This window comes from Streptomyces sp. NPDC014870 (assembly GCF_043081505.1).
Classification (GTDB): Bacteria; Actinomycetota; Actinomycetes; order Streptomycetales; family Streptomycetaceae; genus Streptomyces.
Window position 1 is genome coordinate 558,226 of sequence record NZ_JBIBWQ010000004.1, and the last position, 25,875, is coordinate 584,100.

Sequence of the window (25,875 nt, forward strand, 5' to 3'; positions counted from 1 at the left end):
GTGCCGACGCCCCGCACGTGACCTGGACGTGTGACTCTGCGTTAACAGAACGACGTGGAGTCACACGAACAGACAAGGCGAGGAGTCGACATGAGGACGAGGCCCATCGTTGTCGGGGCCCTGGCGGTGGCCGCCGCCGTACTGCTGCCCGTGGGGGCGGCGTCGGCGGACGAGACGCACACGCGCACGCACAACGGCCCGACGATCCAGAACGGCCCCAGCCTCACGCTCCACACCGGTCAGATCGATGACCCGCTGGAGGACGTCCTGGAGCACGCGGCGCTGTTCGGCACCACCTACGTGTTCGACTGAACCAGATCCTCGTACGCCGCCCGCAGCCCGTCGACCGCCTCCCGGTCGGCGGGCTGCAGCGGTTCCCGGACGTAGTCGCCGAGGAGCGCCTTCGCCGTCACCGTGCCCGGAAGGCCGGCCGCCATCATCAGCTCGGCCAGCGGCAGCGTGAGCCCGTTCAGCCGGGCCGCCTCCGCCGTGTCGCCCCGGTCGAAGGCGTCGAGCACCGCCCGCAGCTGACGCGGCGCCACATTGGCCACCGTACTGACGTATCCGGCGCCGCCCACCGCGTACAGCGGCAGGTTCAGCTCCTCGCAGCCCGAGTAGTACGCGAGCGAGGTGCGGGCGATCACCTTCGAGGAGCCCAGCAGGTCGTAGGCGCAGTCCTTGACCGCGACGATGTTCGGGTGGTCGGCGAGCCGCAGCATCGTCGCGGGCTCGATCCGGGTGCCGGTGCGGCCCGGGATGTCGTACAGCATCACCGGCAGGTCCGTCGCCTCCGCGACCTTGACGAAATGGGCCTCGACGGCGGCCTGCGGGGGACGGCTGTAGTACGGGGTGACGACCAGGAGCCCGTCCGCGCCCGCCTTCTCGGCCTGGCGCGCCAGCTCGGCCGTGTGACGGGTGTCGGAGGTGCCCACGCCCGCGACGACCGAGGGGCCGGGGCCGACGGCCGCGCGGACCGCCTCGATCAGAGCGGCCTTCTCGGCGTCGGTGGTGGTCGGGGACTCGCCCGTGGTGCCGTTGAGGACCAGGCCGTCGCAGCCCTCGGCGATCAGGTGGGCGGCGTGCACGCCGGCGGCGTCGAGATCCAGCTCGCCCGAGGCGGTGAAGGGGGTGATCATCGCGCAGAGGGCCCGGCCGAAGGGGCGTTCAGTGCTCATTCGAGAAGTCTGCGGGGCTCGACGGTGAAGGTCCACTTAGTTCTGCTTGGGGTGAGAGGTAAGCAGTGCTGAAGTGTGCGGTCTGGCATGATCGGGGCGGGACGCGACAGGAGGACCAGGCCAGCAGGGAGCACACCACACCATGACCGAACAGCGCGTCGCACTCGTCACCGGCTCGTCCTCGGGCATCGGGGCAGCCGTCGCCCGTCGCCTCGCCGCCGCCGGGATCCGGGTCGTCGTCAACTCGGGCCGATCGGTCGAGGCGGGCAAGGCGCTCGCCGCCGAACTGCCCGACGCCGTCTACGTCCAGGCCGACGTCTCCGACGAGGCGCAGTCCGCGGCCCTCGTCGCCGCGGCCGTCGAGGCGTACGGACGGCTCGACATCCTCGTCAACTGCGCGGGCACCACCCGCTTCATCCCGCACGACGACCTGGCGGCGGCCTCGCCCGAGGTCTGGCGCCGGCTGTACGACGTCAACGTCATCGGGGTCTGGCAGACCGTCACCGCGGCCGTCCCGCACCTGCGGGCAGGCGGCGCGGGCTGCGTCGTGAACATCTCCTCGCAGGCCGGCGTCCGGCCCGGCGGCAGCTCCATCCCGTACGCCGTCTCCAAGGCGGCGGTCAACCACATGACGAAGCTGCTCGCGAAGACGCTCGGCCCCGACATCCGGGTCAACGCGGTCGCGCCGGGCTTCATCGACACCCCCTGGTTCGACGGCGTGGAGGGCGCCGACGAGGCCAAGGCCCATGTGGCGGGGGCGGTTCCGATGCGCCGGGTGGGGCGGCCCGAGGACATCGCCGCTGCCGTCCACGACCTCACCAACGCCTCGTACATCACCGGCGAGGTGCTGCTCGTCGACGGTGGCGGCCACCTGCTGGGCTGACCCGGCGGCTCAGAGCGCGAGCTTGAACCCGTCGTGGCTGCGGGCGAAGCCCAGGGAGGCGTAGAAACGGTGGGCCTCCGACCGGCGCTTGTCGCTGGTCAACTGGACGAGCGCGCAGCCACGTCCGCGCGCTCGCTCCACCGCGCGGCGCATCAGCTCGCGGCCGAGCCCGCCGCCCCGCCGGTCGGCCCTGATCCGGACCGCCTCGATCAGCGCCCGCTCGGCGCCGCCCTTGCCGAGACCGGGGATGTACGTCGCCTGCAGACAGCCGACGACCACGTCCTCGTCCTCGCCTTCGTCCACGAGGACCAGCATCTCGTTGCGCGGGTCGTCCTCGATCGCCGCGAAGGCCCGCTCGTACGCCTCGGTGACGAGGACGGAGGCGGGGTCCACGACCCGCTCCTCGTCGGCCAGGAGCGCGAGCACGGCGGGCAGTTCGGCACGGGTGGCGGGGCGCAGGAGCATGGCCGGAAGTCTCCCATGGGCGCTTGACCTCAAGCATGCTTGAGGTAGGAGGGTGGAGTCATCCGACGACAGGAGCTTCCCTCATGAACGCCGAACTCAAGACCGACGCCCGTCCCGACCTCACGCGCCCCGGCGTCGGGCTCGTGCTCGTCACGACCTGGCGGGTCGGCACGCCCGAGCGGCAACGGGCCGCGGTCGACGCCATCGCCAAGGCCTGGCAGAGCCGGGACTGGCCCGACCTCGGTCTGCTGTCGTACTCGGTGTACCTCGGCACCGACGGCGAGACCCTGCTCCACTACTCGCAGTGGACCGACGCGGAGGCGCACCAGGAGTTCGTCCGCACCTTCCGCGACGACCGGAACGCGGAGATCGACGCGGCCGTGCCCGGAATCGAGCGGGTCGTACTCCACCGGTTCGCGCCGCCCTACCGCTCGCTCCCGGCCCAGGACGCCAGGATCCCGGGCTGCGTGGTCGTCGTGGACGTCGAGTTCGACGGCCCGGACGCCGCGCGCCAGCGCGACTGGGTGGACGGGGTCTTCGAGGCGATGGAGACGGACCCGGCGCCCGTGCCCGGCGGCATCGCGGGCCACTTCCACCTCTCCACCGACGGGACCAGGGTCCTGAACTACGCGGAGTGGGAGAGCGAGCAGGCCCACATCGACGCGCTCGCCCGGCCCGGGGACGGTGTCGGCTCGGCGACCCCGCAGTGGGCGAAGGTGCAGTCCTACCCCGGAGTCGTCGGCGGCGGCGTACGGCGCTACGCGCCCGCCCTGAGTCTCCGGGCGGGCGCGTAGCCGGGGCTCTACGGGCGGAAGCGCAGGACCTGCGGGTCGTGGTCGCTGTTCTGGTCGGCGAACTCCGCGTTGATGTGGACGCTGTCGTACTCGAAGTGGCCGATGCCCGGGCTGGTCAGGATCTGGTCGAGGACCTGGCTGTTGCCCTGGTAGACGTACGAGTACCGCTCGGAGCGCGGCAGCGACTTCACCGCCGGGTACAGCGCCCCGCCGTCCGTCAGCGCGTTCGTCGTCGCGGAGAACTCGAAGTCGTTGATGTCACCGGCGACGACGACGTCGGCGTCCTTGCGGATCGCGAGGACGTCCTTGACGAAGGCGTTCACGGACTGCGCCTGGAGCAGTCGCTTCGCCTCGGAGGAGCGGACCGGCGGCTGGTGGTGCGAGGTCAGCGACTCGTCGCCGCCCTTGGAGCCGAAGTGGTTGGCGATCACGAAGACCGTACGGCCCCGGAAGGTGAACTCGCCGGCCAGCGGCTTGCGGCTGCTCTCCCAGGCGGTGTTCGCCGGGTCGATGCGGCCGGGGGAGAGCGTCAGCTCGGGGCGGCCGGTCGCGCCGCGCACCACGCCCGTCGCGGCGGTCGCGCTCGCGCCCGCGCGGTCGACGAAGGAGACCCGCTCCGGGTTGAAGAGGAAGACCTGGCGGATGTTGCCGCCGGGCTCGCCGCCGTCCTTGTTGTTCTCCGGGTCGACCGAGCGCCACTCGTACGCCGGGCCGCCCGCCGCCACGATGGCGTCGGTGAACTTCTTCACCGTCTGGTCGGCGGCGACCGTGCCGTCGTTCTTCGCGCCGGTGTTGTCCTGGATCTCCTCCAGGGCGAGGATGTCGGGCGAGGCCAGGTTCTCCACGACGGCCTTCGCGAGCGCGTCGAACTTCTCCTGCGGGTCGGACGGGTCGAGGTTCTCGACGTTGTACGTCGCGACCGCCAGCTCGTTCTTGTGCTGCTTGTCGGTGACCTCGCGCTCGAGGCCGCGGTCCACGACCGTGCCCAGGGTGCGGGCGGTCAGCGTGTAGCCGCCGAACTGGTTGAAGTCCAGCGGGCCCTCGGTCGACCCGGAGAGCACGTCACCGACGTTCGCCTTGGGGAAGGGCTGCTGGGCGATCGGCGTCAGCGACTGGATCTGCAGCCGCCCGGTGTTCTGCGCGGTGTACGAGCCGTAGACCGTGCCACCGCGCCAGTTGCGGTTCTCCCAGGGCTTCACCGTCACCCAGAGCTCGGCGTACGGGTCGGTGGCGCCCACCACGCGGGAGGTGCCGACGCGGACGTTGGTGCCCTCCAGGGACTCGTAGTAGTCCAGGGCGTACTTCCGCGGCTGCAGCGTGAGGCCGTTGATCGAGCCGGCCGCCGCAGTGTCGCCCTCGGGGGCGTACGCGCTCGGGACCGACCAGGCGGAGATCGTCACGGGGGCAGGCAGCGGGTTGCCGGAGGAGACCACGGTGACGGTCGGCTTGGAGATCTGGGTCACCGACTGGTTGCCGGAGTTCAGGCCGCCCGGGACGTACTCCCCGACCGTGCCGTTCACGCTGACGGAGTCGCCGACGGCCACCGTCGGGACGGAGCTGGTGAAGACGAAAACACCCTCGCTGGTGGCCGGGTTGTCGTCCGCCTGCGGGTCCTGGATCCAGAAGCCGCGCGAGCCGTACGTCCGCACACCGGTCACGATCCCCGTGACGCCGGTGACCTGGGTCCCGACGAGGGGCGAGACGCGGGTGGTGCCCTGGATGTCGTGGATGCGGACGGCGGCGGTGTCCTCGGCCGCGGCGCTGCCGGAGGAGGCGAGCAGTCCGGCCGCGAGCGCGGCCGACACGACGGCGGCGACGGCCGCGGATCTCGGTATGGAGGAAGGCATGAGGGTGCTCCGGAGACGCTTGGAGAATCGGTCGATGGATCTACGCGCGTCAATCTCTTTGCTGGGCGGGTCACTTGTCAAGGCTCGACGGGTGTACGAAGGCTGACGGCTCCATGAACCGGAAGGTGGATCGGGAAAAGCGTCTACGCTGAGGCGCGTTCGGCGCGCGCGGCGCGTACGGATCGCCACCCAGGCTCACACGCCCTTCGAGGAGAAGACCGCAGATGGCACCGGACCACCCCATCCTGCCCCCCGTTCAGCTGCACTCGGACGCGGAGCTGGCGCGGGAAGCCCTGGCCACACCCCTCCTGTCCCGCGCGGCGCGGCTCGCCCGCTGGGCCGGCCCGGAGACCCGGGTCGGTGCGGGCGGCGAACTCGTCGAGGAGCAACTGCCCGCCGCCGCCGAGGTGTTGGGTCTCGGCGCGGACGAGGACGGCGAGGCCTACGCGAGCGAGGCCTGGCGCCTCGCGGTGGACACCGGGCTCGTGGAGGCCGAGGACGGCGACGACGACGCCCCCGGCGGGGTGAGCGTCGGCGAGAACCTCGCGGTCCTCACCGGCGGGGCGCCGCTCGACGTCCTCGGGATCTGGCTCGACGCGCTGGACGTGGTGTTCGCCGACGCCACCGCGCCCGTCCTGGACGACATCGCGGACGTGATCGGCGAGGACGGCGAGATCGACTTCGAGCGGCTCGACTGGAACCCGGAGGAGGAGGCCGAGTTCCTGGAGGGCGTGCTCGGCAACCTGTACCTGCTCACCGTCGGCGAGGGCGGGCCGGGCGAGGGCCCGGTGCCGCTGCCCGCGCTCGCCGCGTCGATGATCGTCCCGGACGACATGGGCGAGCCGACGGACGACGTCCTGGAGCAGGTCTCGGAGGCGATGATGCGCCTCGACGACCAGTTCCGACTCCTCGAGCCCATCGGGCTCGTCGCGTACCAGCCCGTCGACGAGGCGCTGATGGTCGAGGAGGGCGAGGAGACCGTCGCGCGGTTCGAGGAGACCGACGAGCTCGACGACGAGGACGTCAGCCGGTACGGCATGGTCCGGCTCACCCCGCTCGGCCTCTACGGCGTCCGGGCCCGGATGCTGGAGGCGGGCGTGGACGCGCCGGCCGTCGGCGAACTGGCCGACAAGGGTGCCGACGCGCTCCTCGACGGGCTCGCGTCCTACCCGGAGACGGCGGCGCGCGCCGAGACCGTGGGCTGGCTGGAGGGCCGGAACCCGGTGGACGCGGCACGGGAGCTGCTCGGCGCGGCGCGCGGCGCCGACGAGGGCTCCCCGCTGCGCCGGCTCCACTGCCAGCAGGCGCTCTCGCTCGTGGGCGCGGAGGCGGAGCCGGCGGTACGGGAGGTGCTCGACGACCCGGAGCTGGGCGGGCTGGCCCGGGTCTGGCTCGCGGAGCTCGGGGCGGCGGACGTGCCGGCGCCCTCGGAGGCGATGATCTTCTGGCTGGCCATCGACACGATCGCCGCCCAGCTGGACGCGCGGGGCGAACTGGACGAGCTGCGGGACCTGATCGAGGGCCTGACGGGCCGCCACAGCGGCTTCTTCGAGGCGGCCTGGCGTGTGGAGCACCCGGCGACGGCGGAGGTCCTGGAGGCCATGGGCCGCCTGCACCCGGACAAGACCGCGGCGAAGGACGCCCGCAAGGCGGCCTTCAAGGCGAGGTCCCGCGGCGGCGCGTGAGGGGTTCCGGGGGCTTCGCCGCAGGGCGGGTGGCCCCGCGGTGCCCCTCGGGCGGGCCGAGGGGGGTCGGCTACGTCCGTAGGTGGGACGCGCCGTTGAGGTCCAGGATCGTGCCCGAGGACCATTCGGCGGCCGGGGACGCGAGCCAGAGGACCGCGGCGGCGATCTCCTCCGGGGTCGCCACCCGGCCGAAGGGGCTCTGGGCGCGGATGGCGTCGCCCTCCTCACCCGTGAGACGCGGCGCCACCCGCTCCGTGGCGAAGAAGCCGGGCGCGACGGACGCCACCGCGATGCGGTGCGGGGCGAGCGAGACCGCCAGGGACTGGCCCAGCGCGTGGACGGCGGCCTTGGTCGCACCGTAGGCCGGGTGGTCGGGCTCGCCCCGGAACGCGCCCCGGGAGCCGATGTTGACGATCCTGCCGCCCCCGCCCTGGGCGATCATGCGGTGGGCCGCCAGGTGGCTGAGGTTCGCCGTCGCGAGCAGGTTCACCGAGACGTGCCGCTGCCAGATCGCCACCCAGTCGTCGTACGGGGTCTCCGGCAGCGGGTGCCGCTCGTTGACCGCCGCGTTGTTCACCAGGACGTCGATCCCGCCCAGCGCCTCCGCCGCGGCGTCCGCCACCGCCGCCGCGCCCGCCGGATCCGCCAGGTCCCCCTGGACCAGGACGTGTCCGGAGCCCGGCAGCGACGCCAGGGTCGTCCGCGCCTCGTCGGCGCGGGAGCCGTAGTGGACGGCGACCCGGTCGCCGTTCTCCGCGAAGGCCCGCGCCACGGCGCGGCCGAGGCCCCGGGAGGCGCCGCTGACGAGGACGCGCCGTCCGGTGGTGGGCAGGTTCATGGAAGGCCGCCTCTCTGTTCAACTGTCGTTTATACGCGGGCGGGACCGTGTGCCCCGACACCGGGTGACGACAGGGAGACGACCACGCCATGCCCCTCAACCGCCGAGAGTTCGCCAAGCAGTCCACCGCCGCCGGAGCGGGCCTCGTCCTGACCGGCACCGTCGCGGCGCTCGCGACCGCGCCCGAGGCGCTCGCCACCCCCGACGACCGCCTCGACGCCGAGGAGCGGACGGCCTCCGGCGACCGGCACCACGACCACCGGCTCGGCTACGGCCCGCTCGTCGAGGACCCCCAGGGCGTCCTCGCGCTCCCCGCCGGGTTCACGTACCGGGTCATCACGCACAGCGGCGTCACCAAGCTGGAGTCCGGCGAGTTCACCCCGTCCAACCACGACGGCACCGCCACCTTCGCCGGGCCGCGCGGCACGACCCTGCTCGTCAACAACCACGAGCTCAAGGGCGTCCGCTCCAAGTGGAAGTACCCGGTCCCGCTCACCGAGGGGCTCGTCTACGACCCCGCCGCGTCCGGCGGCTGCACGGTCGTCGAGGTGCACCGCGACGGCACCGTCGCCGAGTGGGTCGGCATCGCCGGCACCTCGACCAACTGCGCCGGCGGCCGTACGTCCTGGGGCACCTGGCTCACCTGCGAGGAGAACTCCGACCGGGCCGGCGAGAACGGCATGACCAAGGACCACGGCTACGTCTTCGAGGTCGACCCGCGCGACCGCCGCGCCAACCGCGCCCCGAAGCCCATCAAGGCCTTCGGCCGGTACGACCACGAGGCGGTCGTCATCGACCCCAAGCGCGGTCACGCCTACCTCACCGAGGACGCCTCGGGCCCCAACGGCCTCTTCTTCCGCTGGGTGCCGCCGCGCGGCTTCGAGCACGGCCGGGGCAGGCTCCGCACCCTCGCCGACGACGCGGGCGTCCTGCAGGCGCCCCGCTGCATCGACTCCGGCGGCCGCTTCGTCGACGACCTCTCCCGCGCCACCCGGATCGGCACGGTCTACGGCGTGGACTGGGTGGACGTGCCGGACCGCGACGGCCGTGAGGTCGAGGTCCGCGAGCAGTTCGGCCCCGGCGAGGTGACCCGCGCCCGCAAGCTGGAGGGCATGTGGTGGGCCGACGGCGGCGCCTACATCGTCTCCTCGTACGCCCGCGAGGAGAGCCCCGGCGCGGCGCACGACGGCCAGGTCTGGTTCTACGACCCCAAGCGGCGCACCCTGACCCTCCAGGTCCTCCTGGGCGTCAACCCCGACCCGGACAAGGACGGCGCCTACGACGGCCCGGACAACATCACCGTCTCCCCCTACGGCGGGCTCGTGATCGCCGAGGACGGCGAGGGCGTCCAGCACCTCTTCGGCGCCACCGAGCGCGGCCGCACCTACCCGATCGCGCGCAACGACCTGAACGACAGCGAGTTCACCGGCGTCGTCTTCTCGCCCGACGGCGACACCCTCTTCGCCAACATCCAGGACCCGGGCATCATGGTCGCCATCACGGGCCCCTGGCGCCGCCAGCCGCGCCGCTGACCGCTCGTCAGCCGCCGGAAAAACCCCTGGCGGGTGGGCGTGCCACCCGCCTAAGGTCTCACTCATGCACCTCCCGGTGCGCCGGCTGCGGCTCCTTCTTCCACGAAATCACGCCGCCGCCCCTTTTGATCTCGGGAGGCACAGCATGGACACGAGGGTGCCCGGTGCGCAGGCGACGGATACTTCCTGGATCAGCGGGTTGCGGGTTCGAGTCCCGTCGCACCCCTGGGGTGTGTAGCTCAATCGGTTAGAGCAGCTGACTTGTCGCCGTCGTCGACTCCTGATCTCGGGCACCCTCGTCGTCCCTGAACCCTGTGCCGTCCCCGCACGCATGAATTCGGGGGAATTCACATGGCACGCTTCAACCTCCGCGCCACCAGGGCCCGCGCGACGTCCCCGGTGACCTCCGCGGCCCCCGCCCGCACGCATCAGGGTGGCACCGGTGTCCTGCGCGACCCGCGCTCCGAACTCTTCCTGCTCGCGGTGGCCAACTTCGTCACGCAGAAGACCTTCTACGAGAGCGGCGAGGAGCGCGACGACCGCTTCGCCGCCCTCGTACGGAAGCTGGCCGTCGAGGACCCGGAGTGGACGGCCGGCCTGCTCGGCTGGCTGCGGAGGGACGCCCACATGCGTACCGCCTCCCTCGTCGGCGCCGCCGAGTACGTCAGGGCGCGGCTCGACGCGGGCGTCGAGACCGGCCCCACCAACCGGCAGGTCGTCGACTCCGTGCTGCTCCGCGCCGACGAGCCCGGCGAACTGCTCGGCTACTGGACCGCGACGTACGGCCGGAACATCCCCAAGCCCGTCAAGCGGGGCGTCGCCGACGCCGTACGGCGGCTGTACTCCGCGAAGTCCCTGCTGAAGTACGACACGGAGTCCAAGGGCTACCGCTTCGGCGACGTCCTCAACCTCGTGCACGCGACGCCCCACCCCGAGAAGGCGTGGCAGGGCGAGCTGTTCCGGTACGCGCTCGACCGGCGCCACCACCCCGAGACCGCCGTGCCCCCGGAGGCCGGCACCGTCCTCACCGCGCACCGGGCCCTCATGGCGCTCCCGGTCGAGGAGCGGCGTGCCGTGGTCACCGGACCCGGCGGGGCGGAGCGGCTGGCCGCGGCCGGGATGACCTGGGAGGCGCTGGCGGGCTGGCTGCAGGGGCCGATGGACGCGGCGGCCTGGGAGGCCGTCATCCCGTCCATGGGCGCCATGGCGCTGCTGCGGAACCTGCGCAACTTCGACCAGGCCGGCGTCTCCGACGAGGTCGCGGCCCGGGTCGCGGCCCGGGTCGCGGACCCGGCGGAGGTCGCCGCCTCCCGGCAGTTCCCGTTCCGCTACCTCGCCGCGTACCGGCACGCGCCCTCGCTGCGCTGGGCGTACCCGCTGGAGCGGGCGCTCGGCCACTCGCTGGCCAACGTGCCCGCGCTGCCCGGCCGGACGCTGGTCCTCGTCGACCGTTCGGGTTCGATGTGGTCGCGGCTCTCCAACCGCTCCGAGCTCAACCGGGCCGACGCGGCGGCCGTGTTCGGCACGGCCGTGGCGATGCGGGCAGCCGAGGCGGACCTGGTGGAGTTCGGCACGAGCAGCCGGACGGTGACGTACCAGGCCGGTGAGTCCGTGCTCAAGGTGCTCGACCGGTTCGGCGACCTCGGTGGCACGAACACCACCGAGGCGGTGCGGGCGCACTACAAGGGGCACGACCGGGTCCTGATCGTCACCGACGAGCAGGCGGCGTACAGCCACCGGGGGGACCCGACCGCGCAGGTGCCGGACCAGGTGCCGGTCTACACCTGGAACCTGGCGGGCCACCGGGTCGGCCACGCGCCCTCGGGGACCGGCCGGCGCCACACCTTCGCGGGACTGACCGACGCCGCGTTCCGGATGGTCCCGCTGCTGGAGGCCGGCGGGCGGGCCGACTGGCCCTGGCTGTGACCTGTGGCCGGGAGCTGTGAGCCGTGAGCTGTGACGAAGGGCCCGCCGGTCACCGACCGGCGGGCCCTTCCTCGTACCGCTGAGCGTCAGAGCGCCTGGGCGGCGGGCTTCACCATGCCCCGGACCGTGCGGGACTTCACGAAGTCGCCGAGCGCCGTCATCTCCCACTCGCCGGAGAACTGCTTGATGAGCTTGGCCATCATCACGCCGGTCTGCGGCTCCGCCGTCGTCAGGTCGAAGCGGACCAGCTCCTCGCCGGTCGCCGCGTCCATCAGCCGGCAGTAGGCCTTGGCGACCTCGGTGAACTTCTGGCCGGAGAAGGAGTTCACCGTGAAGACCAGGCCCGTGGCGTCGGCGGGGAGCCGGCCGAGGTCCACGACGATGACCTCGTCGTCCCCGGCGCCCTCGCCCGTCAGGTTGTCGCCGGAGTGCTTGATCGAGCCGTTCAGGATGGAGAGCTTGCCGAAGTAGCAGCTGTCCAGGTGGTTGCGCTGGGGTCCGTACGCGATGACGGAGGCGTCGAGGTCGATGTCCTTGCCGCGGTACGCGGGCTCCCAGCCGAGGCCCATCTTGACCTGGGTGAGCAGCGGGCGGCCGCCCTTGACCAGGGAGACCGTCTGGTTCTTCTGGAGGCTGACCCGGCCCTTGTCCAGGTTGATCTTGCCCGTGGAGACCGGGGCGGCGGCGGGGGCCGCCGGGGGAGCGGGCGGCGGCGGAGGCGTCGGGGCGGCGACCCGCGGGTCGACGGGGGCGGCCGGCGGGGGCGGCGCGACGGGGGGCGCCACGGGCGTGGCGGCGGCCGGCTCCTCGTCCACCGAGACGCCGAAGTCGGTGGCGATGCCAGCGAGGCCGTTCGCATACCCCTGGCCCACGGCGCGGGCCTTCCAGGCGCCGTTGCGGAGGTAGATCTCCACGACCACCAGCGCCGTCTCCGCACCGAGCCGGGGCGGGGTGAAGGTGGCGAGGACGCTGCCGTCGTCCGCGTTCCGGACGGTCGCCGTGGGCTCGATGCCCTGGAAGGTCTGGCCCGCGGCGTCCGGGCTCGCCGTGACGACGATCTTCTCGATGCCCGGCGGCACCGCGCCGGTGTCCACGACGATCGCGTCGGGGGCCGTGCCGCCGCCGGAGCGGTAGGTCACACCGGGGCCGGCCGGCTGGTTGTAGAAGATGAAGTCGTCGTCGGAGCGCACCTTGCCGTTGGCGCCGAGCAGCAGGCCCGAGACGTCGAGCCGTACGGGAGCGGCGACGTCCACCGCCACGCGCGCGGCGGTGAGCGGGATGTTCGAGCCGGGGGTCATAGCGGTCATGCCAGGGGTAACGAGCGAGACGGCTTTGCCGTTCCCTTACCTGGGGTCCCTTCGGCCACTCCGGTTACGCGGGTGGTTCCGGGCCGCGCGCTCGTTGCCGAACTTGTACGCGCCCGTCCAGCGGGCCATGACCAGCTGGTCGTCGCCCACTCCCACCTCCGCCAGGAACTTCTCGGCGCGTCCGCCGCGCAGGGTGCTCGCCGCGCGCCCTTGATGGGTGATCACGACGGTGCCGTCCGCGCGCTGCGCGTAGCTGAATCCATGAGGTCGGGGCATGGCGGCCATGGTGCCGTGCGAGGGCGGCCGCCTCCCAGCGAATTTCGCGATGATCGTATTCTTGTGGCCCGTGGGTGGGAGCTCTTTCAGGACACGGGACGTGGACGAGGCGCGGCAGGAGATCGACGCGCGCTACTACGCCAACTTCATGGACGTCATCGAACAACGGGAACGTCCCTTCGCCGCGACCTTCGACACCGTGCAGCTGGGGCCGCTGGTCATCGGTGACCTGTCGTGCGGGGCCGACGTGCGGATGCGCTTCGGTGAACTCGGGGCCTTCCACGTCAACGCGCCGCTCGGCGGGACGATGGAACTGCGCCAGGGCCGGGCCGCGCCGGTGGTCGCGACGGCCGGCGAGGCCGTGGTGCTCGACCCGTACGGCGACACGGTCCTGGAGCGCTGGAGCGGCGACTGCCGCACGCTCTCCGTGAAGATCGACGCGGCCGCGCTGGGCGAGCGGCTCGAACGGCTCATCGGCCGCCCGCCGCGCGCCCGGCTCGCCTTCGCTCCGTACCTGGACCTCACCGGCGGCCCCGGTCGCGCCTGGGCGCGCTTCGCCCTCCAGGTGGCGCGCGACGCGCTCGCCGGGGACGGCCTGGCCCAGCACGCGCTGGTCGCCCGTCCGCTCCAGGAGGCCCTGCTCAACGGGCTGTTGCTGGCGGCCGACCACCCGTGGCGGGACGAGCTGGCCCACCCGGGCGGGCAGCTGCGGCCGGTGTCCGTGAAGCGCGCGATGGACGCCGTACGGGCCCGCCCCGAGCACCCCTTCACCACGACGGAGCTGGCCGAGCTGGCCGGGGTGGGCGTGCGCAGGCTCCAGGAGTCGTTCCGGGAGTGCGTGGGCATGTCTCCGATGGCGTACGTCCGTGACGTCCGGCTCGAACGGGTCCACCAGGAGCTGCGGGGCGCGGGGCCGGGGGAGCTGAGCGTGAGCGAGGTGGCCTGGCGCTGGGGCTTCACGCACCACGGGCGGTTCGCGGCGCAGTACCGCACGCGGTTCGGGGAGACGCCGTCCCAGACGCTGCGCTCGACGCTATGAGCGGCGGACCGGCCGCGTTCCGCGGATGGCCGCCGCGCTGAGCGGATCGCGGGGGTCCCTGTCACCGCCGTAGCGTTCCCTCTGTCGCCTGTGCCAGCGCGCGGTGCGACCCGGGCCCGGCCGGCGCCCCCGCATAAGTCCGGCCGGGCCTTGAGTTTCCTCTTCGCGGCGCTCAGTGCGGCCAGCGCGGCGGCTCCGTGCAGAAGTGGCCGCCGATGTGCGCGTCCGCGGGGTCGTCCGCCTTCGGTAGGCCCTGGGCGGCGATGATCCCTTCCGCGTACGGCTCCGAGTCGTCGCGCGGCTCGTAGCCGAGCGCCCGCGCGGACGAGAGGTCCCACCACAGCCGGGTGTTGGCGGAGGAGCCGTACACGACGGTGTGTCCCACGCCCTCGGCGGTGAGCGCCGCGTGCAGGAGCCGGGCGCAGTCGGCCGGGCTCAGCCACATCGAGAGCATCCGCACCGAGGTCGGCTCGGGGAAGCAGGAGCCGATCCGTACGGAGACGGTCTCAAGGCCGTGCTTGTCCCAGTAGAACTGGGCCAGGTCCTCGCCGAAGCACTTGGACAGGCCGTAGAAGGTGTCCGGGCGGTGGGGGGTGTCGACCGGGATCACCGGGTCGTGCCCGCGCGGGCGCGGGGTGAAGCCGACGGCGTGGTTGCTGGAGGCGAAGACGATCCGGCCCACCCCCTCCTCGCGGGCGGCCTCGTAGACGTGGTGGAGGCCGGTGATGTTCGCGGCCACGATCTTCTCGAAGGTCGACTCCAGGGAGATCCCGGCGAGATGCACGATCGCGTCGACGCCCCGGACGGCCTCGCGCAGCGCCTCGCGGTCGGCGAGGTCGGCGAGGTCGGCGACGACCGCGTCCGGCGCGCCCTCGACGGGCGCCCTGTCGAGCAGCCGGAGCTCGTAGCCGTACGCGGGCAGCAGCTCGCGCATCAGCGTGCCGACGCCACCGGCGGCGCCGGTGAGCAGGACGGTACGGGGTGTGGGCATCGAAAGTCTCCGTCCATGGATCACATTCACAACCGTGGACACGGTAGGGAGGGTGATCGTCGAGCGTCAAGAGCGCGCACGGACCGTCAAGACCGCACAGGTGGGCCTGGTTTGCGCCTTGACCGGCGCTTCGCGGCTGCTCTAGCGTGAAGGTGTTCAAGAATATGGACGGTAATCATAATTGTGCACGACGCTGCACGACGGACTTCCCTGGGAGCGCCCGTGACCACAGCCCCGCTCGCCGAACGGCTCGACGGCCTGCTGTTCTTCCCCGTCACCGCCTTCGCCCCGGACGGCACCGTCGACCTCGACCTCTTCCGCGCCCATGTCCGCGGCGGCATCGAGGCGGGCGCCGGCGCGGTCTTCGCCTGCTGCGGAACGGGCGAGTTCCACGCCCTGACGCCCGAGGAGTTCCGCGACTGCGTCGCCGCCGCCGTCGAGGAGTCGGCAGGCCGCGTCCCTGTCGTCGCGGGGGCCGGGTACGGCACGGCGCTCGCCGTCCGGTACGCGCGGCTCGCCGAGGAGGCGGGCGCGGACGGGCTCCTCGCCATGCCCCCGTACCTCGTCGTCGCCGACCAGCGGGGACTCCTGCGGCACTACACCGAACTGGCCGCCGCCACCTCGCTCGACGTCGTCGTCTACCAGCGCGACAACGCCGTCCTCACCCCCGAGACCGCCGTCGCCCTCGCCCGCGCCGAAGGCGTCATCGGCATCAAGGACGGCCTCGGCGACCTCGACCTGATGCAGCGGATCGTCAGCGCCGTCCGCGCCGAGGGCCTCGACCTGCTCTACTTCAACGGCCTGCCGACCGCCGAACTCACCGGACTCGCCTACCGGGGCATCGGCGTCACCCTCTACTCCTCCGCCGTCTTCTGCTTCGCCCCCGACATCGCCCTCGCCTTCCACCACGCCCTCGCGACCGGCGACGACGCGACCGCCGAGCGGCTCATCGACGGCTTCTACCGGCCGCTGGTCGAACTGCGCGCCAAGGGGCGCGGCTACGCGGTCTCGCTCGTCAAGGCGGCGGTACGGATGGGCGGCCTGGACGTCGGCGAGGTCCGGCCGCCGCTCAGCGAGCCCGCCCCCGAGCACCTGAAGGAACTCGCCACGATCATCGAGCGCGGCCGCGCGCTGCTGGGCGCCGAGGAGCTTCCGGGGGACGACGCGTGAGGGCCGGGGCCTTCGTCTATCCGTGGGACATCGTCGGCGACCCCGCGGCGCCGGGCCTCCTCGCCGGCCTCGGCCTCGCGAGCGTCACCCTCGCCACGGCCTACCACTCCACGCGCGCGGTGACGCCCCGCCACCCCGCGCACCGGATCGTCACCGCCGAGCACGCGGCCGTGCTCTACCCACCGGACCCGGCCCGCTGGTCCGGCCGGGCGCTGCGGCCGTACGAGGCCGGTGAGTGGGCCCCGGGCGACGCGTACGGCGAGGCGGGCCGGGCGCTCGCGGACGTCGGCCTGGAGGTCCACACCTGGGTCGTCCTCGCCCACAACTCCCGCCTGGGTGCGGAGCGTCCGGAGACCTCGGTCGTCAACGCCTACGGCGACCGCTACCCCTGGGCGCCCTGCATCGCGCGGCCCGATGTCCGCGCCTACCTCGTGGACCTCGCGGCCGAGGCGGCGGTACGGCCCGGGGCGGCCGGCACCGAACTGGAGTCCTGCGGCTGGTACGGCCTCGCCCACCTGCACGCCCACGACAAGACCGCCGGAGTCCCGCTCGGCGACCGCGAGCAGTACCTGATGTCCCTCTGCTTCTGCTCCGCCTGCCGACAGGGGTACGAGGCGGGGGGCGTCGACCCCGACGCGCTGACGGCGGCGGTGCGCGGCGCCCTGGAGCCGGTCTGGGCGGGCGCCGGGACCGCCGGAGGGCTCGGCGCGCTGGAGGAGCCGGTGCTCGACTGGCGCGTCGGAACCGCCCGCGCGCTCCAGGAGGCCGCCGTCGCCGCCGTCCGCGCGGCCGCCCCGGCCGGCTTCCGGGTGCTGCTCCACGCCGACCCCGAGCCGCACCGCTGCGGCGCCAACGTGGGGACCGACCCGGCGCACGTGCTCGCGCTCGCGGACGGGGTCGTCACCCCGGCGGCCTCCGCGGGCCCCTTCGGAGCCCGGGCCCGCCCCGGGACCGTCCTCGCGGCCAACGTCGGCGTGGTGGCGGGGATGGGCGGCTCGCCCGGCACGCTCGCCGAGGACGCGAAACGGGCGGCGGCGCACGGCGCCACCGAACTGCGCCTGTACCACGCGGGATTGGCCTCGGACGCGGACCTGGCAGCGGTCACGGAGGCGCTGCGGGCGCTTGGCTAGGGTCTTTCGTTTGGATCAGGCCGGATCCCGCGAGCCCGGCATGATCCAAACGAAAGGCCCTAGGGCTGAGGACGGCTGTGTACCGGAGGGGCGGTCCGCCGGGTCGCCAGGACGGCCGCCCCCGCCAGGCCCGCCGCAGCGAGCAGCGGGAGCAGCACCCGAACGTCGACGAGGGCGACCAGGCCCGCCCCCGCCGCGAGGGCGACCGCGTTCGGGACGAACAGGAGCGTGTTGGCCGTCGCGGCCGTGCGGCCCACCGCGTCCGCCGGGGCCTCCCGCTGGACCGCCGTCATCGCCGAGACCAGGACGAGGGGCAGGCCCACCCCGATCAGACCGCTCGCCGCCAGGGCCACGCCGTCGTGCGGGACGGCGCGGGCGCCCGCCGCCAGGGCGAAGAGGGCCAGACCCGCGGCGGCGAGTGCCCGTCCCGGCACCCGGCGCAGCAGCGGCCCCGCCGCGAGCCCCGCGACGACCGAGCCCGCGCCCTGGACCGCGTACAGTACGCCCGTGTACGTGGGGGAGTGGCCGAGGCCCCGGTCCACCACCGCGTAGATCACGGCCCCGTTGACGCCCGCGAGCAGCATCGTGAACGAGCCCGTCAGCACCAGCGGGCGCAGCACCGGAGAGGCGCGAATCGTGCGCAGGCCCTCCCCGACGTCCCGCGCCCAGCGCCCCGGTGCGGGCCGGGCCGGCTTCTCCTCCCGTACCTGCATCAGCGCGAACACCCCGGCCGCGAGCGCGAACGTCGCCGCGTCGAGCAGCGCCACGGCCGCTCCGCCGTACCGTGCGAAGAGACCGGCCGCGAGCAGCGGGGCAACGAGCTTCACGCCCTCGTTGACCGTCATCCGCAGCCCGTTGAAGTCCCCGAGCAGCCGCTTGTCGAGCGCGCCGGCCGCCAGCGCGACCTCCGCCGCGTCGTGGACGGTGCCCTGGATCCCGTACAGCAGGAGCACCGCGAACAGCAGCCACACCCGGTCCGCCGAGTCGACCCACAGCAGCGTCGGCAGCAGCGCCGCCATCGCCACGTTCGACCCGACCATGAGGGGCCGTCGCCGCACCCGGTCCGCGACCGTGCCGAGCAGCGGGCCGAGGAGCGCGGGCGCCCACAGGGCGAACACGGTCAGCGCCGCGAGGCTGTCCGAGCCCGTCAGCGACTTGACCCAGATCCCCGACGCCAGCCACATCGCCGTCGAGCCGAAGCCCGACACCAGCACCCCGGTCAGATACAGCCCCGCTGTTCCTCTCATGGGGGCAGCCTGTCGTCTGAGGTGGCCGGTGCGGATCGGGCGGATGCCCTAGGAAGTGCCTCTCCGGGCGCGGGGACCTGGTCCGTAACACGCGGGACATCTGAACGGGACCGCCGCTGGGCACAATCCAGCCAGCCGTCCGGAGGAGAGCCATGTTCGACACCAGAACCAACCTCGTCGACCGCTACTTCGCGATCAGCGCGAGAGGGTCGACGCTGGGCCGGGAGATACGCGGCGGCTTCGCCACGTTCTTCACCATGGCCTACATTCTCGTTCTCAACCCGATCATCCTGGGCAGCGCCGAGGACAAGTTCGGCCACACGCTCAGCGGCGCCCAACTGGCCACCGTCACCGCCCTGGTGGCGGCCGTCATGACCGTCATCATGGGCGTCGGCGGCAACCTCCCGCTCGCCGTCGCCGCCGGGCTCGGCCTGAACGCCGTCGTCGCCTTCCAGCTCGCACCCCTCATGAGCTGGCCGGACGCGATGGGGCTCGTCGTCCTCGAAGGCCTCCTGATCTGCGCTCTCGTGGCCACCGGGCTCCGCGAGGCCGTGATGCACGCCATCCCGCAGGCCCTCAAGCAGGCCATCAGCGTCGGCATCGGCCTCTTCATCGCCTTCATCGGCTTCGTCGACGCCGGCTTCGTGACCCGTATCCCCGGCGAGACCGGCGCCGTGCCCGTCCAGCTCGGCGCGGGCGGCCACCTCTCCGGCTGGCCCGTCCTCGTCTTCTGCCTCGGCGTCCTGCTCACCGTCGCGCTCATGGCCCGAAAGGTGAAGGGCGCGATCCTCGTCTCCATCGTCGCCATGACCGTCGTCGCGATCGTCATCGACAGGATCGCCGACATCCCGGCAGCCGCCTGGGGCCTGACCGTCCCGGCCGTACCCGAGGACATCGTCGCCGCGCCCGACTTCGGCCTCGTCGGCTCCTTCAGCCTCTTCGGAGCCTTCGAGCAGATCGGGCTCGTCACCCTCGTCCTGCTCGTCTTCACCCTGCTTCTCAGCGACTTCTTCGACACCATGGGCACCGTCGTGGGCGTCTCCAGCGAGGCCGGGCTCCTCGACGAGAACGGCAAGGTCCCGCACCTCGGCCGGATCCTGCTCATCGACGGCGCCGCGGCCGCCGCGGGCGGGGCGGCCTCCGCCTCTTCCCACACCTCCTACATCGAGTCGGCGGCCGGCGTCGGAGAGGGCGCCCGCACCGGCTTCGCCTCGGTCGTCACCGGCGGCCTCTTCGCCCTGGCCCTCTTCCTCACCCCGCTGGCCACCGTCGTACCCGCCCAGGCCGCCGCGCCGGCCCTGGTCGCCGTCGGCTTCCTGCTGATGGCCCAGGTGCGGCACATCGACTGGGCGAGCTACGAGATCGCCATCCCGGCCTTCCTGACGATCGCGGTCATGCCGTTCACGTACTCGATCACCAACGGAATCGGCGCGGGCTTCCTCGCCTATGTCGTGATCAAGGCCGTCCTCGGCAAGGCGCGCGAGGTGCACGGGCTGCTGTGGGCGGCGGCCGCGCTGTTCGCGGTCTACTTCGCGATCGACCCGATCGAGCAACTGCTCGGCGTCAAGTAGCCCTGCCGGGACCGGAGATGGCGAGCAGTGCGGCGCGGGTGGCGTCGCACAGTTCGTCGTCGTCCGGGACCGAGCGCCAGGAACCGTGCGGCACCGGTCGCTCGTCGGCGTCGAGATACCTCCGCAGGAGGGGAACGGCCTCGACGGCGGGCGGGCCGATCTCGCCGAGCAGCCTGATCGTCTCGGTGACCGCGCGGGTGGCCTTCCCGCCCTCCCCGGCGAAGGGCTCGATCGCCCCGACCAGTACGGGGACGACCTCGTGCGTCTCTCCGGTGATCCGCCACAGCGCCGCGCCGACGCGCAGCGGCAGCCAGCTCGTCCTGTGCCGGGTGAGGAGTTCGCAAAGCCGGGGGACGTACGACGCCGCCGCGGGCCCCAGTTCCCCGAGCAGCGTGGCGGCGCCCTCCCCGCCGTACGGCTTGTCGAGCGTCGGCAGCAGGTGGGCGAGGGCCGGCTCCCGGTCGCCGGTGAGCCGGCCGTACGCGCGCGCCAGAGCGGGCCCCTCGAACGACCAGCCCTCGGCGGGGGGTGGGACCAGGGCCCGCAGCCGCTCCCGGGGCACGGCCTCCGCCGCCGCGGGGCCGATCGCGGCGAGTGCGTCCAGGGCCCACACGGCGCAGTCGGTGCCCAGAAGGTGCGCCAGTTCGGGGACCGCGGGAGCCGCCGCGGGGCCCCAGCGCTCCAGGAGTTGGCAGAGCGCGCGGCGCTCGCCGAGGGCCTGGGCGGCCGCGAGCCGGGACCGCAGGGGCGGCAGCAGGACCTCGGCGTGGGCGGCGAGAGGGCCCGCGGTCTCGACCAGGCTCAGCTCGTACGTCCACCAGCCGTCGGCGTGCGTCTCGTGGTCCGCGAACCCCAGCCGCTCCCCGGCGAGACGCTCCACGAGCGGGGGTACGCACCGGGCGTCCCCGAGCCGGGACAGCGCCCAGACGGCGTGGTCCTGGGCGGGCAGGTGGGTCTCGCCCTCGTCCGTGACCATGACCGCGAGTGCGTCGGCCCAGGGGCGTGCGGCGTGACCGCACATGCCGAGGAGGCGAGCGGCGAAGAGACGGTGGTCGGGCTCGGCGGCGGACAGCAGACGGGCGACCGCCGGCAGCAGCGCGGGTACGGCGGAGCGCCTTCGGCTCATGGCTTCGGCCGCCGCCTTCAGCGCACCGGTGCGCACGGCCGCGTCCGGATGTGCCAGCAGTCTCCGGACGGCGGCGATCTGCTCCGCGGGGTCGGCGCCGAGCAGGCGGACCGTACGCGCCACCGTGAACTCGACGTGGACCGTGTCAGGCTGCCAGGTGGCCGGATCGCTGCCCAGCAGCACCTCGGACAGGGTCCGCGCGTACGCGGCGTCCGCCGCTCCTCCCAGGGCGGTGTGCAGAGCCTGCACGGCGGCCAGACGGTCGGCCGGCTCGCCGCCGTCCGCCAGACCGCGCAGCCAGCCGAGGGACGCATGCCGCCGCTCGCCGGCGTGTGGCGTCAACGAGCCGACAGATTCGACGAGTTGGCGCCGCGTGTCCGGGTCCGGCTCGACGGCCCACCGGGCCGGCAGCGCCGCGAGCACCTCGTCGGCCCGGTGACGGGCCTCCGCGAGGGCGTCCGCCACGGCCCGGCGGATCGCCGCCTCCGGCGCTTCGAGCCGCGGGAGGAGTTCCGTCACCGCCAGATCCCAGGCGGCGTGCCAGGCCGGGTCGACGAAACGGGGCGCGGCGGTGTTCCCCGAGTGGGCGAGGCACCCGACCAGCTCGACGAGTTCCTGACGGACCGCCGGTGCCACGGCCGGGTCGGCCGCGGCCCGGAGCACGTAGGGCAGGGCAGGTGCCGCCGAGGTCTCCACGCAGCCGCCCTGGTGGTGGACGTGGGTCAGCAGGTCGTCACAGGCCCGGGCCGCCTTCTCCGGTCGGTACAGGTCCCGCAGCATCAGGGGCACGTCCTCGGCCGATCCGTAGGCGTGCCGGAGCGGGGCCCAGTCGATGTCGTCGAGGCCCGCGAGCGCGTCGCCGTTCACGCCACCGCGCTCTTCCGGGCCCGGCCCTCGTACCGGAGCGCGGCCCCCGTCGCCAGCGCGCCGACGCCCTCCCACAGGCCCACGCCGAGGAAGCCGGCCGGTGCCCGGCCCGAGACGACCGCCAGGGTGAAGACGGCACAGGTCAGCAGCCGGAACGGGACCGTCCAGCGGAAGAAGGCCTTCCAGTCCGCGAACGCGGCCAGGATGTAGTACACGCCCATATTGAGCGCCGCCATCGAGGAGGCGGTGAGAAAGACGAGGGTGTGGTCCCCCTCCGCGCGCCCGTCGCCCGGTACGGGCTCGAAGCCCATGGCGGTGAGCATGGTGTCCGGGGACACCAGACCCACCACCCCCATCGACGAGGCCAGCAGCCCGAAGACCGCCATGGTCCATCCGGACAGGGAACGGGGCAGGCGCACGGCGGTCCTCCGCTTTCTCGCAAGTGTGTGCCCCGCGAGGCTACTTCAGCGCCGCCTTCATCATCTTCTGGGCCACCGGGGCCGCCAGACCGTTGCCGCTGACCTCCGAGCGCGCCGCGCCCGAGTCCTCGATCAGCACCGCCACCGCGACCTCCTTGCCGGTGTCCGCGTCCTTGGCGTACGAGGTGAACCAGGCGTACGGCGTCTTGCTGTTGTTCTCGCCGTGCTGGGCCGTACCGGTCTTGCCGCCGACCTCGGCGCCGGAGATCGCCGCGTTCGTGCCCGTGCCCTTCTCGACCACCGTCACCATCGCGCTGCGCAGCTGCTCCGCCGTCGAGGACGAGACGATCCGCTTCGTGTCCCCGTCCTCGAAGGTCTCCAGCGCGTCCCCGTCGGAGTCCACGACCTGCGAGACCATGTGCGGCGCCGCCATGAGGCCGTCGTTGGCGAGGGCGGCGGACACCATGGCGATCTGGAGCGGGGTCGCCGTCACATCGAACTGGCCGATGCCGGTCAGCGCCGTCTGCGCCTTGTCCATCCCGGACGGATACACGCTCGGGTACGCGCGTACGGGCACGTCCAGCTCCTTGTCGTTGAAGCCGAACTTCTCCGCCATCGCCTTCACCTTGTCCTGGCCGAGGTCGACCGCGATCTTGGCGAAGACGTTGTTGCAGGAGTACTGCAGCGCCGTGCGGATCGTGGCGTTCTCACAGGGCGCGGAGGGGTTCTCGTTCTCCAGGTAGCGCGTGGAGCCCGGGAGCTTGTACGGGTTCGGGCTGTTCGTCGCCATGTCGACGGAGCCGTAGAGCCCGCTCTCCAGCGCCGCCGCCGCGACGACCAGCTTGAAGGTCGAACCGGGCGGCAGCGGCTGCCGCAGGGCGCGGTTGACCAGCGGCTTGTCCTTGTCCTCGGTCAGCTGCTTCCAGGTGGACCCGTCGGTGAGACCGGCGATCCCGGAGGGGTCGTAGGAGGGGGTGGAGACCATCCCGAGGATCCGGCCGGTCCTCGGGTCGACGGCGACGGCCGCGCCCTTCTTGTTCCCGAGCGCCTCGTACGCGGCCTTCTGCACGGCCGGGTCGATCGTCGTGATCACATCACCGGGCTCCTGCTGCTTGCCGGTGAGGGCGTCGAGCGGGTTCTTCAGCCGGGTGTCGGTGCCGTCCAGGACGTCGGAGTAGATGCCCTCCAGCTGCGTGGCGCCGTAGGCCTGTGAGCTGTAGCCGGTGACGGCCGCGTAGAGCTCGCCGTCGGTGTAGTCGCGCTTGTACGCGAGATCACCACCCTCCGTCCTCTTCGAGCCCGTGACCGGAGAACCGGCCACGACGATGTTCCCGAGCGGCTGCGCGTACTGCGCGATCACGTTCCGCCGGTTCTTCTTGTCGTCCGCGAGGGCCTTGCCTTCGTACGCCTGCACCCAGGTCGCCCGGCCCAGCAGGGCGAGCACCAGGAGCAGCGAGAAGACCGAGGCGCGCCTGATCGTCTTGTTCATCCCATATGCGGGACGAGCGGAGGGAGGCATTCCGTTCCGGCTGTGTCCGGTTTCTCAGGAAACGTTCATGCGGGGCGGGGGAGGACGTGACCCACGCCACCCCGCCGCCTCAGCGCGTGCCGACGAAGCCCGACTCGTACGCCAGGATCACCGCCTGCGTACGATCCCGTGCGCCGGTCTTCGCAAGCACCGCCGCCACATGGGTCTTCACGGTCGCGGGACCCACGCCGATGCGCCCGGCGATCTCCGCGTTGGTCAGCCCCGTCGCCACGAGCCGCAGCACCTCCGCCTCGCGCTCCGTCAGCCGGGTCACCCAGGGCGGCGCCGCGGGCGGCCTGCGGCGGGCGTGCTCGGCGGCCAGGCTCCGCACCGCCGCCGGGTAGAGCAGCGAGTCGCTGCGGGCGACCAGCCGGACCGCGTCGACCAGCTCCTCCGCGCCGGCCCGCTTGAGCAGGAAGCCTGCCGCGCCCACCCGGAGCGCGTCGTAGACGTAGGCGTCGTTCTCGAAGGTGGTCACGACCACGACCCGCGGCGGTTCCGCCGCCCGCGCCGCCGTCCCCGGTGTCCCCGCCACCTGCGCCGCCGTCCCGCCCGGCTCCGGTGTCCGCGCCGTATCCGCCAGGATCTGCTCGGTCGCCCGGATCCCGTCGATCTCCGGCATCCGCACATCCATCAGGACCACGTCGGGCCGCGTCTCGCGCACGACCGAGACGGCCTCGGCCCCGGTCGACGCCTCGCCGACCACCTCCAGGTCCGGCTCCGCGTCCAGGATCACCCGCAGGGCGGTCCGCACCATCCGCTCGTCGTCCGCGAGCACGACCCGGATCACCGGCCACCGCCCGCCCGCGCCGGGCCGAGCGGCAGCCGCACCGTGAGGCGCCAGACCGCGTCGAGCGGGCCCGCCTCGGACGTGCCGCCGAGCAGGCGGGCGCGTTCGCCGACACCGCGCAGGCCCCGGCCGCCGCCCGGGCGGGTCACCGGGGCGCGGTCGGGCAGGGGATTCTCCATCGTGATCTCCAATTCGTCGTCGTCCAGGGCGATCCGCGCCGTCACGCGCGCCCCGCCCGCGTGCCGGGCCGCGTTCGTCAGCCCCTCCTGCACGATCCGGTACGCCTCCCTCGACACCGCGTCCGGCACCCGGTCCAGGGGACCGGTCACCGTCAGCGCCACGTGCCGGCCCGCGCCCCGCACCAGCGCGTCGAGCGCGTCCAGCCGGGGAGCGGGCAGCTCGCCGTCGTCCTCGCCGTCGCGCAACAGGCCGAGGACCGAGTCGAGTTCGCCGACCGTGCGACGGGTCGTCTCCTCGATCGCGGCCAGCGCCTCCCGTACGAACTCCACGTCGCTGTCCAGGACCCGGCGCGCGGCGCTCGCCTGGAGCGTCACCGCGCTCAGCGCGTGGCCGACGGAGTCGTGCAGTTCGCGGGCGAGCCGGTTGCGCACGGCCAGCTCGGCGGCGCGCCGCTCGGCCGCCGCGAGACGGTCCGCCGGGCTCGGGCCGAGCAGTCGGGGCGCCTGGCGCGCGAGCAGTGCCCCCGCGCCGGCCGCGGTGGCGGCGAGCGCGAGCAGCATCAGCAGCCCGGCGGGGAGCCCGGCCCACTGGACCCATGGCCGGTGCAGGCCCCAGTGCGCGGCCGCCGCCGACTTCTGGAGCGAAGGGGAGAACGGCAGGGCCATCACGGCGACCGCGAACGGCGGCAGGGCCAGCGTCGCCCCGCTGATCAGCGCGCCGACGCCGAGGTGGAGCGTGAACCAGCCGGCCGTGCGCGCCTTCGCGCTCCGCCCACGGGCGGGTCCGTCCGCGAGCCGGTCGCCCGCGAGCGGGTCGTCCGCGATTCCGCAGAGCGCCCGTACGGCCGCCACCGACATCGGCCGGGTCAGCGGGAAGAGCGCGGTGATCGCGGCGAGCGGCAGGCCGACCGCGTACGCCCCGAACTGCAGGGAGAGGCTCCCCCCGAACAGCGAACCGCCGTCCTCGAGGACCATCCCCATGACCACGGTGCCGACCAGCCAGTACGGCATGAACAGGGCGCCGCCCAGGATCAGATGCACCCAGCGGAGCCGGGCCCGCCGTCCCAGGACCGGTATGAGCGGGCCTCTG

23 protein-coding genes are annotated in these 25,875 nt (G+C 73.2%); 10 read left to right on the forward strand and 13 right to left on the reverse strand.

What is annotated here, in order from left to right; translation table 11 throughout:
* Positions 1–90: 90 nt before the first annotated feature.
* Positions 91–312, forward strand: a complete 222-nt coding sequence (locus ACF09C_RS15035; protein WP_392091891.1) for a hypothetical protein — start codon at positions 91–93, stop codon at positions 310–312.
* On the opposite strand, the gene dapA is transcribed toward ACF09C_RS15035, so the two are convergent.
* Positions 297–1,175, reverse strand: coding sequence for a 4-hydroxy-tetrahydrodipicolinate synthase (gene dapA / locus ACF09C_RS15040; protein WP_392091892.1), 879 nt, complete (start codon positions 1,173–1,175; stop codon positions 297–299). The genes ACF09C_RS15035 and dapA overlap by 16 nt on opposite strands.
* Before the next feature lie 142 nt (positions 1,176–1,317).
* Between dapA and ACF09C_RS15045 the strand changes: the two genes are divergently transcribed.
* The gene (locus tag ACF09C_RS15045; RefSeq protein WP_392091893.1) at positions 1,318–2,058 is read left to right on the forward strand and encodes an SDR family NAD(P)-dependent oxidoreductase; all 741 of its coding nucleotides are present in this window, start codon (positions 1,318–1,320) and stop codon (positions 2,056–2,058) included.
* 9 nt (positions 2,059–2,067) lie between these two features.
* On the opposite strand, the gene ACF09C_RS15050 is transcribed toward ACF09C_RS15045, so the two are convergent.
* A complete protein-coding gene (locus tag ACF09C_RS15050; RefSeq protein WP_392091894.1) occupies positions 2,068–2,523 on the reverse strand; it encodes a GNAT family N-acetyltransferase in 456 nt (151 codons plus the stop codon).
* An 83-nt stretch (positions 2,524–2,606) separates the two neighbouring features.
* Here ACF09C_RS15050 and ACF09C_RS15055 point away from each other — a divergent pair, with 83 nt between their 5' ends.
* Entirely contained in the window at positions 2,607–3,317 is a 711-nt protein-coding gene (locus ACF09C_RS15055) for an antibiotic biosynthesis monooxygenase (protein WP_392091895.1), read from the forward strand.
* A gap of 8 nt (positions 3,318–3,325) precedes the next feature.
* On the opposite strand, the gene ACF09C_RS15060 is transcribed toward ACF09C_RS15055, so the two are convergent.
* The gene (locus tag ACF09C_RS15060; RefSeq protein WP_392091896.1) at positions 3,326–5,164 is read right to left on the reverse strand and encodes an endonuclease/exonuclease/phosphatase family protein; all 1,839 of its coding nucleotides are present in this window, start codon (positions 5,162–5,164) and stop codon (positions 3,326–3,328) included.
* A 224-nt stretch (positions 5,165–5,388) separates the two neighbouring features.
* On the opposite strand from ACF09C_RS15060, the gene ACF09C_RS15065 reads away from it, so the two are divergent.
* Entirely contained in the window at positions 5,389–6,849 is a 1,461-nt protein-coding gene (locus ACF09C_RS15065; protein WP_392091897.1) for a hypothetical protein, read from the forward strand.
* 70 nt (positions 6,850–6,919) lie between these two features.
* Here the strand turns inward: ACF09C_RS15065 and ACF09C_RS15070 are convergent, their stop codons facing one another.
* Positions 6,920–7,687 (reverse strand): SDR family NAD(P)-dependent oxidoreductase, encoded by a 768-nt coding sequence (locus ACF09C_RS15070; RefSeq protein ID WP_392091898.1) that lies wholly within the window; start codon positions 7,685–7,687, stop codon positions 6,920–6,922.
* An 89-nt stretch (positions 7,688–7,776) separates the two neighbouring features.
* Between ACF09C_RS15070 and ACF09C_RS15075 the strand changes: the two genes are divergently transcribed.
* Entirely contained in the window at positions 7,777–9,219 is a 1,443-nt protein-coding gene (locus ACF09C_RS15075) for an alkaline phosphatase PhoX (RefSeq protein WP_392091899.1), read from the forward strand.
* A gap of 351 nt (positions 9,220–9,570) precedes the next feature.
* Complete coding sequence (locus ACF09C_RS15080; protein ID WP_392091900.1) at positions 9,571–11,145, forward strand: TROVE domain-containing protein; 1,575 nt, start codon at positions 9,571–9,573, stop codon at positions 11,143–11,145.
* 86 nt (positions 11,146–11,231) lie between these two features.
* Here the strand turns inward: ACF09C_RS15080 and ACF09C_RS15085 are convergent, their stop codons facing one another.
* Positions 11,232–12,452, reverse strand: a complete 1,221-nt coding sequence (locus ACF09C_RS15085) for a TerD family protein (RefSeq protein WP_392091901.1) — start codon at positions 12,450–12,452, stop codon at positions 11,232–11,234.
* A gap of 36 nt (positions 12,453–12,488) precedes the next feature.
* Positions 12,489–12,728: a hypothetical protein gene (locus ACF09C_RS15090; protein WP_392091902.1), complete on the reverse strand. Its 240-nt coding sequence runs from the start codon at positions 12,726–12,728 to the stop codon at positions 12,489–12,491.
* Between the two features lie 100 nt (positions 12,729–12,828).
* Here ACF09C_RS15090 and ACF09C_RS15095 point away from each other — a divergent pair, with 100 nt between their 5' ends.
* Complete coding sequence (locus ACF09C_RS15095; protein WP_392091903.1) at positions 12,829–13,767, forward strand: AraC family transcriptional regulator; 939 nt, start codon at positions 12,829–12,831, stop codon at positions 13,765–13,767.
* A gap of 172 nt (positions 13,768–13,939) precedes the next feature.
* On the opposite strand, the gene ACF09C_RS15100 is transcribed toward ACF09C_RS15095, so the two are convergent.
* Positions 13,940–14,758: an NAD-dependent epimerase/dehydratase family protein gene (locus ACF09C_RS15100; protein WP_392091904.1), complete on the reverse strand. Its 819-nt coding sequence runs from the start codon at positions 14,756–14,758 to the stop codon at positions 13,940–13,942.
* 222 nt (positions 14,759–14,980) lie between these two features.
* On the opposite strand from ACF09C_RS15100, the gene ACF09C_RS15105 reads away from it, so the two are divergent.
* Together ACF09C_RS15105 and ACF09C_RS15110 are read left to right on the forward strand one after the other, a co-directional pair.
* Positions 14,981–15,928 carry a 5-dehydro-4-deoxyglucarate dehydratase gene (locus ACF09C_RS15105; protein WP_392091905.1) on the forward strand — a complete coding sequence of 316 codons (948 nt, stop codon included), beginning with the start codon at positions 14,981–14,983 and terminating at the stop codon, positions 15,926–15,928.
* Positions 15,925–17,058 (forward strand): hypothetical protein, encoded by a 1,134-nt coding sequence (locus ACF09C_RS15110; protein ID WP_392091906.1) that lies wholly within the window; start codon positions 15,925–15,927, stop codon positions 17,056–17,058. Before ACF09C_RS15105 ends, ACF09C_RS15110 begins: the two co-directional genes overlap by 4 nt.
* Before the next feature lie 59 nt (positions 17,059–17,117).
* On the opposite strand, the gene ACF09C_RS15115 is transcribed toward ACF09C_RS15110, so the two are convergent.
* Positions 17,118–18,305: an MFS transporter gene (locus tag ACF09C_RS15115; protein ID WP_392091907.1), complete on the reverse strand. Its 1,188-nt coding sequence runs from the start codon at positions 18,303–18,305 to the stop codon at positions 17,118–17,120.
* Between the two features lie 152 nt (positions 18,306–18,457).
* Between ACF09C_RS15115 and ACF09C_RS15120 the strand changes: the two genes are divergently transcribed.
* Complete coding sequence (locus ACF09C_RS15120) at positions 18,458–19,876, forward strand: NCS2 family permease (RefSeq protein ID WP_392091908.1); 1,419 nt, start codon at positions 18,458–18,460, stop codon at positions 19,874–19,876.
* Here the strand turns inward: ACF09C_RS15120 and ACF09C_RS15125 are convergent.
* The 5 genes from ACF09C_RS15125 to ACF09C_RS15145 form a co-directional block, all read right to left on the reverse strand.
* Positions 19,869–21,869 (reverse strand): hypothetical protein, encoded by a 2,001-nt coding sequence (locus ACF09C_RS15125; protein ID WP_392091909.1) that lies wholly within the window; start codon positions 21,867–21,869, stop codon positions 19,869–19,871. The genes ACF09C_RS15120 and ACF09C_RS15125 overlap by 8 nt on opposite strands.
* Positions 21,866–22,255, reverse strand: coding sequence for a hypothetical protein (locus ACF09C_RS15130; RefSeq protein ID WP_392092013.1), 390 nt, complete (start codon positions 22,253–22,255; stop codon positions 21,866–21,868). The genes ACF09C_RS15125 and ACF09C_RS15130 overlap by 4 nt, the downstream gene beginning before the upstream one ends.
* Before the next feature lie 73 nt (positions 22,256–22,328).
* Entirely contained in the window at positions 22,329–23,777 is a 1,449-nt protein-coding gene (locus ACF09C_RS15135; RefSeq protein ID WP_392091910.1) for a peptidoglycan D,D-transpeptidase FtsI family protein, read from the reverse strand.
* Between the two features lie 109 nt (positions 23,778–23,886).
* Positions 23,887–24,573 (reverse strand): response regulator, encoded by a 687-nt coding sequence (locus ACF09C_RS15140; RefSeq protein ID WP_392092014.1) that lies wholly within the window; start codon positions 24,571–24,573, stop codon positions 23,887–23,889.
* A gap of 29 nt (positions 24,574–24,602) precedes the next feature.
* On the reverse strand, positions 24,603–25,826 hold the full coding sequence (locus ACF09C_RS15145) for a sensor histidine kinase (protein ID WP_392091911.1): 1,224 nt from the start codon (positions 25,824–25,826) through the stop codon (positions 24,603–24,605).
* Between the last annotated feature and the right edge of the window lie 49 nt (positions 25,827–25,875).